This window comes from Streptomyces sp. NPDC048337 (genome assembly GCF_043201175.1).
In the GTDB taxonomy this organism is placed as follows: domain Bacteria; phylum Actinomycetota; class Actinomycetes; order Streptomycetales; family Streptomycetaceae; genus Streptomyces.
Genome location: NZ_JBICYR010000015.1, coordinates 190,098 through 197,291, shown reverse-complemented (window position 1 = coordinate 197,291; position 7,194 = coordinate 190,098). Strand labels below are relative to the sequence as shown.

Here is a 7,194-nt window from a genome sequence, read left to right as displayed (position 1 = left end):
GCGACCAAAACGCCCCGCCCGCACCCCCGCCCACCGGACCCCACCCCCGCCTCCGACCCCCTGCCCCCGGCTCCCGGCTCCCGGCCCCACCCCCCGGCCCCCGCCTCCGACCCCCTGGCCCCCTGCGCCTGGCCCCCGGCCCCACCTCCGACCCCCCGGCCTCCGGCCCCACCCCCGGCCCCGCCTCCGACCCCCTGCGCCCGGCCCCCGTCCCGCGGCCCCACCTCCGGCCCCGCCCCCGGCCCCCGCCTCCGACCCCCCGGCCCCCGGCCCCCGGCCCCCGGCCCCCGGCCCCCACAGCAACCGCACCAGCCCCCGCCCGCCCCGGCATCGACGGACAAAGTCCGGCGTCAAGAAGGGCCACGCGTTCAAGAGGTGGGACAGGGGTCCTGGTCCGGGGGTGGGGAAGATACGGTGAGGGGACCATGAGCGCATCGCAGACCTCCGACGTCCCCACCCTCCTCGTCAAGATCTTCGGCAAGGACCGTCCCGGGATCACCGCCGGGCTGTTCGACACCCTCGCCGCCTACTCCGTCGACGTCGTCGACATCGAGCAGGTCGTCACCCGTGGCCGCATCGTCCTGTGCGCCCTCGTCACCAAGCCCACCACCGGCTCCGAGGGCGAGCTGCGGGCCACCGTCCACAGCTGGGCCGAGTCGCTGAAGCTGCAGGCCGAGATCCTCTCCGGTACCGGTGACAACCGGCCCCGCGGCAGTGGCCGTTCCCACGTCACCGTGCTCGGGCACCCCCTCACCGCCGAGTCCACGGCCGCCATCGCCGCCCGGATCACCGCGACCGGCGGCAACATCGACCGTATCTTCCGGCTCGCCAAGTACCCGGTGACGGCGGTGGAGTTCGCCGTCTCCGGCGTGGAGACCGAGCCGCTGCGCACCGCGCTGGCCACCGCCGCCTCGCACATCGGCGTCGACGTGGCCGTGGTCTCGGCCGGGCTGCACCGCCGCGCCCAGCGGCTGGTGGTCATGGACGTGGACTCGACCCTGATCCAGGACGAGGTCATCGAGCTCTTCGCCGCGCACGCCGGCTGCGAGGCCGAGGTCGCCGAGGTCACCGAGCGCGCCATGCGCGGCGAGCTGGACTTCGAGCAGTCGCTGCACGCCCGCGTGGCGCTGCTGGCCGGCCTGGACGCCTCGGTCGTGGACAAGGTGCGGGCCGAGGTGCAGCTGACCCCGGGTGCCCGGACCCTGATCCGCACGCTCAAGCGGCTCGGCTACCAGGTGGGTGTGGTCTCCGGTGGCTTCACCCAGGTGACGGACGACCTCCGGGAGCGGCTGGGGCTGGACTTCGCCTCCGCCAACACCCTGGAGATCGTCGACGGGAAGCTGACGGGCCGGGTCACCGGCGAGATCGTGGACCGGGCGGGCAAGGCCCGGCTGCTGCGCCGGTTCGCCGCGGAGGCCGACGTACCGCTGTCCCAGACGGTGGCGATCGGCGACGGCGCCAACGACCTGGACATGCTGAACGCGGCCGGCCTCGGCGTGGCCTTCAACGCCAAGCCGGTGGTCCGCGAGGCCGCGCACACGGCGGTGAACGTGCCCTTCCTGGACGCGGTGCTCTACCTGCTCGGGATCACCCGCGAGGAGATCGAGGCCGCCGACCTCGCCTGATTGGTACGACATCGCGTGAGCGGGACCCGGCTGCCGGGTCCCGCTCACGCGTACGGCTGCGTACCGCCGGTCAGTGCTCCTTGGGGGTCCAGAAGTCGAGCAGCGTGCCCACACCGTGCTCCAGGGACTTCCACGAACCGTTGAAGGAGACGACGGCGAGGGCCGCGGTCGGGAATCCGGTACGGGTCATCCGCGCCAGCGTGTCCCCCTCGGCGCGCCCGGCGAGGGCGTCGGCCAGGGCGTGCATCCCGGGGTTGTGGCCGATGACGAGGAGGTTGTCGACCTCGTCGGAGGTCTCGTTCAGCAGGGCGATGAGCTCGCCCAGCGAGGCGTCGTAGAGCCGCTCCTCGTACGAGGTCTTCGGCCGGTGCGGCAGCTCCTGGACAGCGAGCTTCCATGTCTCGCGCGTGCGGGCGGCGGTGGAACAGAGGGCCAGGTCGAAGGCGATGCCGGTTTCGGCGAGCTTCAGACCGACGGCCGGCGCGTCCTTGCGGCCGCGCTCCGCCAGCGGGCGGTCGTGGTCGGAGACCTGGGGCCAGTCGGCCTTGGCGTGCCGGAGGAGGGCGATCCTGCGGGGTGTGTCGGCGCTCATGGCTCCCAGCTTCGCATGAAACGGGCCACGGGGCGCAGGGTGTTGAGAGGCCGCACCCGCCGGTGTGACGCACCCCGGCGCACGCGGGCGCTCAGCCCACGGCGCGCAGGAACTGCTGGGTGACGTGGAGCAGCCCGGAGGCCTCTCCGGACTCGGCGTGGGCCTCGCCGGATCCGGCGAGGAGCAGCAGGAGGAGGCCGAAGGCGAGGGCGGGCAGGGCCAGGGCCCACCAGTGCAGGCGGGCTTCGGCGGCGCCCGCCCGGGCGGCGGGGCCGGGGCGGGTCGGGAGGGACCGGGTGTGCGTGGGGGCCGACATGGCCGCCTCCGTGGGTGTGCGGGTGGGCTGGCTCGCTGTCTTCGAATCTATGGATCCGAGGCAGCGGTCCCCATCCGGGGCGCACCCCAGTTCACCCTGAGCCTGGCCCCCTAGGGGTTGGTGGGGTTAGCCCTACCCACCCCCCGGGGGGGTCCGCGTCACGGGGAGGCGAGCGTAGCGATCACGGCGATGATCACGGTCACGAGGAGCATCCCGCCGAGCACGAGGCCGAGCTTCTTGTGGCCGTTCTGCGGGTTCGGTTCGAGTACGGGCGACATGCCGATCAGTCTCGCATGCCGCATTCGTCCTCGATCGTGCGGTCCCGGCCGGCCAGGACGCCCAGGCAGATCTGCGGGACGAGCAGTCCGGCCATCAGGGCGAGGGGCAGGTCCCAGCCGCCGCTGTGCTGGTAGAGGGTGCCGATGAGGAGGGGGCCGGGGATGGAGATGAGGTAGCCGGTGCTCTGGGCGAAGGCGGAGAGCTTGACGACGCCGGCCGGGGACTTGGCGCGCAGGCCGATCATCGTGATGACGAGGGGGAAGGCGCAGTTGGAGACGCCGAGCAGGAGCGCCCAGGCCCACGCGCCGGCGGCCGGGGCGAAGTAGAGCCCGAGGTAGCCGGCGAGGCCGAAGAGGCCGAGGGTGACGGCGATGGGGCCCTGGTTGCGCATCCGGCCGGCGAGGCCGGGGATGACGAAGGCGAGCGGGACGCCCATGACCATGGTGACGGCGAGCAGCACGCCGGCGGTGGAGGCGGAGACCCCGGCGTCGCGGAAGATCTGCGGGAGCCAGCCCATGGTGATGTACGCGCCGGTGGCCTGGAGGCCGAAGTAGCAGGCCAGGGCCCAGGCGGTGCGGCTGCGGACGACGGACGGCCCGGCGCTCTCGCGCACGGCGGCGGGTGCGGCGGCCTTCTCGCGGCGGCTCACGGCGGCGACGGGCAGCCAGGGCGGTACGGCGACCAGCGCGAGCACGGCCCAGATCAGCAGGCCGGTGCGCCAGCTGCCGCCGAGGGCGTCGGTCAGCGGGACGGTGGCGGCGGCGGCGAGCGAGGTGCCGGCGGCCAGCGCCATGGAGTACAGGCCGGTCATGGTGCCGACGCGGTCCGGGAAGTAGCGCTTGACGATCACCGGGAGCAGCACGTTGGTCAGGGCTATGCCCGCCAGGGACAGGGCGCTGGCGGCGAGGAATCCGGCGGCGTTGTGCGTGAAGGGGCGGATCAGCAGCCCGGAGGCGACGGCGGCCATGCCGGCGCAGACGACGGCGGCGGGGCCGAAGCGGCGGGAGAGCCGGGGCGCTGTGACGCCGAAGACGGCGAAGCAGAGGGCGGGCACGGAGGTGATCAGTCCGGCGACGGTGCCGCTCATGCCGAGGCCGGTGCGGGCCTCCTCGAAGAGGGCGCCGAGGCTGGTGATGGCGGGCCGCAGGTTGAGGGCGGCGAGCACGATGCCGACGATGAGGACCGGGCCGAGCCAGGCCGGCTGCGGCGTCGCCCGCAGGGTGGGGGCGGCGGGCGCGGCCTCGCCGGTGGCCTGCGGGGAGGGCTGTTCGGCGGCCTGCCGGGCGGGCTTGTGGCCCCCGGCGGGTCGGTCGAGGGTCTGGATTTCTTCGTCGGACATTCAACCATCATAGAATCATGGGATGATTGGTTGTCCAGTACCGGCAGTGCCCGCATCCGAGAGGACCCCATGCCGCTGACCTCGCCCCGGCGCTCCGCGCTCGTCGATCAGGTGATCGCCCAGCTGCGCAACCAGATCACCTCCGGCGAGTGGCCGGTCGGCGCCCGCATCCCCACCGAGCCGGAGCTGGTGGAGCTGCTCGGCGTCGCCCGCAACACCGTGCGCGAGGCCGTACGGGCGCTGGCGCACAACGGCCTGCTCGACATCCGCCAGGGCTCGGGCACATACGTCCTCGCCACCAGCGAGCTGGCCGGGGTCATGCACCGCCGCTTCGCGGGGGCCGAGCCCCGGCACATCGCGGAGCTGCGCTCGACGCTGGAGTCCTCCGCGGCGCGCCTCGCGGCGGAGCGGCGGACCGAGCGGGACCTCGTACAGCTGGACGCGCTGCTGGCGCGGCGCGAGGAGGCCTGGGCGAGCGGGGACGCGGAGCTGTTCGTCGCGGCGGACGTGAGCCTGCACATGGCCGTGGTGACGGCCTCGCACAACGACGTGCTGATCGAGCTGTACGCGGACCTCGGCGACCTGGTGGCGGACTGGCTGCGCACGGACGTGGGCACGGAGCTGGACCCGGCCGCGCATCTGGACCACGCCCGGCTGATCGAGGCGATCCGGCGGGGGGACGGGGACGCGGCCGCGTCGGAGGCGGCGGGCTATCCGTTCGCCTGTCTCGGCCGGGACGCGCGGTAGGTCCCGCTCACGGACGCTGGTGGCTGACCCAGGCCGAGCGGACCTCCTTCCAGCAGCGGCTGGCGAGCTCGATGCGCCCGGCGGGGCCGACGGCCACGGGGGCGCCGTCGCCGTCCACGTCCCACCAGCGGTCGCACTCGACGTGCAGACGCACGAGGTCGGTCTCCGGGTAGCCGTTGTGGCAGTGCGCCGTCACCGACGAGCCGTTGATCTCGATGTCGCAGTCCGCGCCGAAGAGCTCCTGCGGGGCGGGGCGCGCGGGCTGTACGGGTGGCTCGACGGGGATCTCCGCGAGGTCGACGACGGCTGGGGACCCCGCCTCGGGGCCGGGAGCCGGCTCGCCGACCGCGGGCCGGGCGGCCGCCCCCGGGACCATGAGTCCCGTCAGGATCACCGAGGTGACCAGCAGTGATACCGCTCGGCTCGGCCTCGCGCGCACTCCCGTACCTCCTCCCCGCAGGAGCCGGGAAGATCCCGACTCGGCCAGTTTGCAGGCATCTGTCCCGGTTTTCGACTCGGGAAGATCCGGTCGGCCGGTGAACATACGATCGAACGCGCCGCCGCGGCTTCTCCCTTACTCGCGAAAACGGCGGCGGCCGCGCCTCCCGGAAGGGAAGCGCGGCCGCCGCCGTGCGTACGGACGCCAGGGGCCGTCAGGCGCCCATGGCGTGCAGGCCGCCGTCCACGTGGACGATCTCGCCGGTGGTCTTGGGGAACCAGTCCGACAGCAGGGCCACGACACCGCGGCCCGTCGGCTCCGGGTCGCTCATGTCCCACTCCAGCATGGAGCGGTGGTTCCAGGTGTCCGCCAGGTCGGAGAAGCCCGGGATGGACTTGGCGGCCATCGAGCCGAGCGGACCGGCCGAGACCAGGTTGCAGCGGATGTTCTCCTTGCCCAGGTCACGGGCGAGGTAGCGGCTGGTGGCCTCCAGCGCGGCCTTGGCCGGGCCCATCCAGTCGTACTGCGGCCAGGCGAACTGCGCGTCGAAGGTCAGGCCGACGACGGCCGCGCCCTCCGCCGGGAAGAGCGGCTTGCAGGCCATGGTCAGCGACTTCAGCGAGAACGCCGAGACGTGCATGGCGGTGGCGACCGACTCGAACGGGGTGTTCAGGAAGTTGCCGCCGAGGGCGTCCTGCGGCGCGAAGCCGATGGAGTGCACGACGCCGTCGAGGCCGCCGAGCTCGTCGCGGACGAGGCCCTCCAGGCGGGCCAGGTGCTCGTCGTTGGTGACGTCGAGCTCGATCACCTTGACCGGCTTGGGCAGCTTCTTGGCGATGCGCTCGGTCAGCGACGGGCGCGGCCACGCGGTGAGGATGACCTCGGCACCCTGCTCCTGGGCCAGCCTGGCGGTGTGGAAAGCGATGGACGACTCCATCAGCACACCGGTGATGAGGATGCGCTTGCCCTCGAGAATTCCGCTCATGGTGATCAGTGACCCATGCCCAATCCGCCGTCAACGGGAATGACGGCTCCTGTGATGTACGCGGCGTCGTCGGACGCCAGGAAGCTCACGGCTGCCGCGATCTCCTCGGGCTGCGCGTAGCGGCCGAGCGGCACCTGGCCCACGATGCCCGCGCGCTGCTCGTCGGTGAGCACCTTAGTCATGTCCGTGTCGACGAACCCGGGCGCGACCACGTTGAAGGTGATGTTGCGGGAGCCCAGCTCGCGGGCGAGGGAGCGGGCGAAGCCGACCAGCGCGGCCTTGGAGGCGGCGTAGTTGGCCTGGCCCGCCGAGCCCAGCAGGCCGACGACCGAGGAGATCAGGACGACGCGGCCCTTCTTGGCGCGGAGCATGCCGCGGTTCGCGCGCTTGACCACCCGGAAGGTGCCGGTGAGGTTGGTGTCGACGACCGAGGCGAAGTCCTCCTCGGACATGCGCATCAGCAGCGTGTCCTTGGTGATGCCGGCGTTGGCCACGAGCACCTCGACCGCGCCGTGCGTGTCCTCGATCTGCTTGTAGGCCTGCTCCACCTGCTCGGAGTCCGTGATGTCGCAACGGACCGCCAGGACGCCGAGCGCGGTGAGCTCCGCGGGCGGCTCACCCGACCGGTACGTGATCGCGACCTTGTCGCCGGCCTCCGCGAAGGCTCGGGCGATGGCGAGGCCGATGCCCCGGTTACCTCCGGTGACGAGAACCGAGCGGCTCAACGGATCACCCTTTCGCTAGCGGTCTGAATACCGAAAACCTATAGGCCGCACCCGTCGTACGGAGAATCGACCTCCGACAGGGCCTTGCGACGGGCTCTGTCGAGTCCCTACAGAAAGATGTAGGCACAAGGGCCCCGAGCGCGACAT

General features: G+C 72.7%; 9 protein-coding genes. 2 read left to right on the top strand and 7 right to left on the bottom strand.

Going from position 1 to position 7,194, the window contains the following annotated elements:
• Window positions 1-425 precede the first annotated feature (425 nt).
• Window positions 426-1,625, top strand: a complete 1,200-nt coding sequence (serB, locus tag ACGFYU_RS24060) for a phosphoserine phosphatase SerB (protein ID WP_393829367.1) — start codon at window positions 426-428, stop codon at window positions 1,623-1,625.
• 70 nt (window positions 1,626-1,695) lie between these two features.
• Here serB and ACGFYU_RS24055 read toward each other — a convergent pair whose 3' ends face one another.
• From ACGFYU_RS24055 to ACGFYU_RS24040, 4 genes are all read right to left on the bottom strand, one after another.
• Window positions 1,696-2,217 carry a SixA phosphatase family protein gene (locus tag ACGFYU_RS24055; protein ID WP_393829366.1) on the bottom strand — a complete coding sequence of 174 codons (522 nt, stop codon included), beginning with the start codon at window positions 2,215-2,217 and terminating at the stop codon, window positions 1,696-1,698.
• A gap of 91 nt (window positions 2,218-2,308) precedes the next feature.
• Window positions 2,309-2,533: a hypothetical protein gene (locus tag ACGFYU_RS24050; protein WP_393829365.1), complete on the bottom strand. Its 225-nt coding sequence runs from the start codon at window positions 2,531-2,533 to the stop codon at window positions 2,309-2,311.
• 158 nt (window positions 2,534-2,691) lie between these two features.
• Window positions 2,692-2,811, bottom strand: a complete 120-nt coding sequence (locus ACGFYU_RS24045; RefSeq protein WP_393829364.1) for an SGM_5486 family transporter-associated protein — start codon at window positions 2,809-2,811, stop codon at window positions 2,692-2,694.
• Window positions 2,812-2,816: 5 nt separating this feature from the next.
• On the bottom strand, window positions 2,817-4,151 hold the full coding sequence (locus tag ACGFYU_RS24040) for a CynX/NimT family MFS transporter (protein ID WP_393829363.1): 1,335 nt from the start codon (window positions 4,149-4,151) through the stop codon (window positions 2,817-2,819).
• Between the two features lie 69 nt (window positions 4,152-4,220).
• Here ACGFYU_RS24040 and ACGFYU_RS24035 point away from each other — a divergent pair, with 69 nt between their 5' ends.
• Complete coding sequence (locus ACGFYU_RS24035; protein WP_393829379.1) at window positions 4,221-4,898, top strand: FadR/GntR family transcriptional regulator; 678 nt, start codon at window positions 4,221-4,223, stop codon at window positions 4,896-4,898.
• 7 nt (window positions 4,899-4,905) lie between these two features.
• Here the strand turns inward: ACGFYU_RS24035 and ACGFYU_RS24030 are convergent, their stop codons facing one another.
• From ACGFYU_RS24030 to fabG, 3 genes are all read right to left on the bottom strand, one after another.
• On the bottom strand, window positions 4,906-5,337 hold the full coding sequence (locus ACGFYU_RS24030) for a hypothetical protein (protein WP_393829362.1): 432 nt from the start codon (window positions 5,335-5,337) through the stop codon (window positions 4,906-4,908).
• 214 nt (window positions 5,338-5,551) lie between these two features.
• Complete coding sequence (gene fabI / locus ACGFYU_RS24025; protein ID WP_007263356.1) at window positions 5,552-6,322, bottom strand: enoyl-ACP reductase FabI; 771 nt, start codon at window positions 6,320-6,322, stop codon at window positions 5,552-5,554.
• A gap of 5 nt (window positions 6,323-6,327) precedes the next feature.
• Complete coding sequence (fabG, locus tag ACGFYU_RS24020) at window positions 6,328-7,047, bottom strand: 3-oxoacyl-[acyl-carrier-protein] reductase (protein ID WP_393829361.1); 720 nt, start codon at window positions 7,045-7,047, stop codon at window positions 6,328-6,330.
• Window positions 7,048-7,194: the final 147 nt, after the last annotated feature.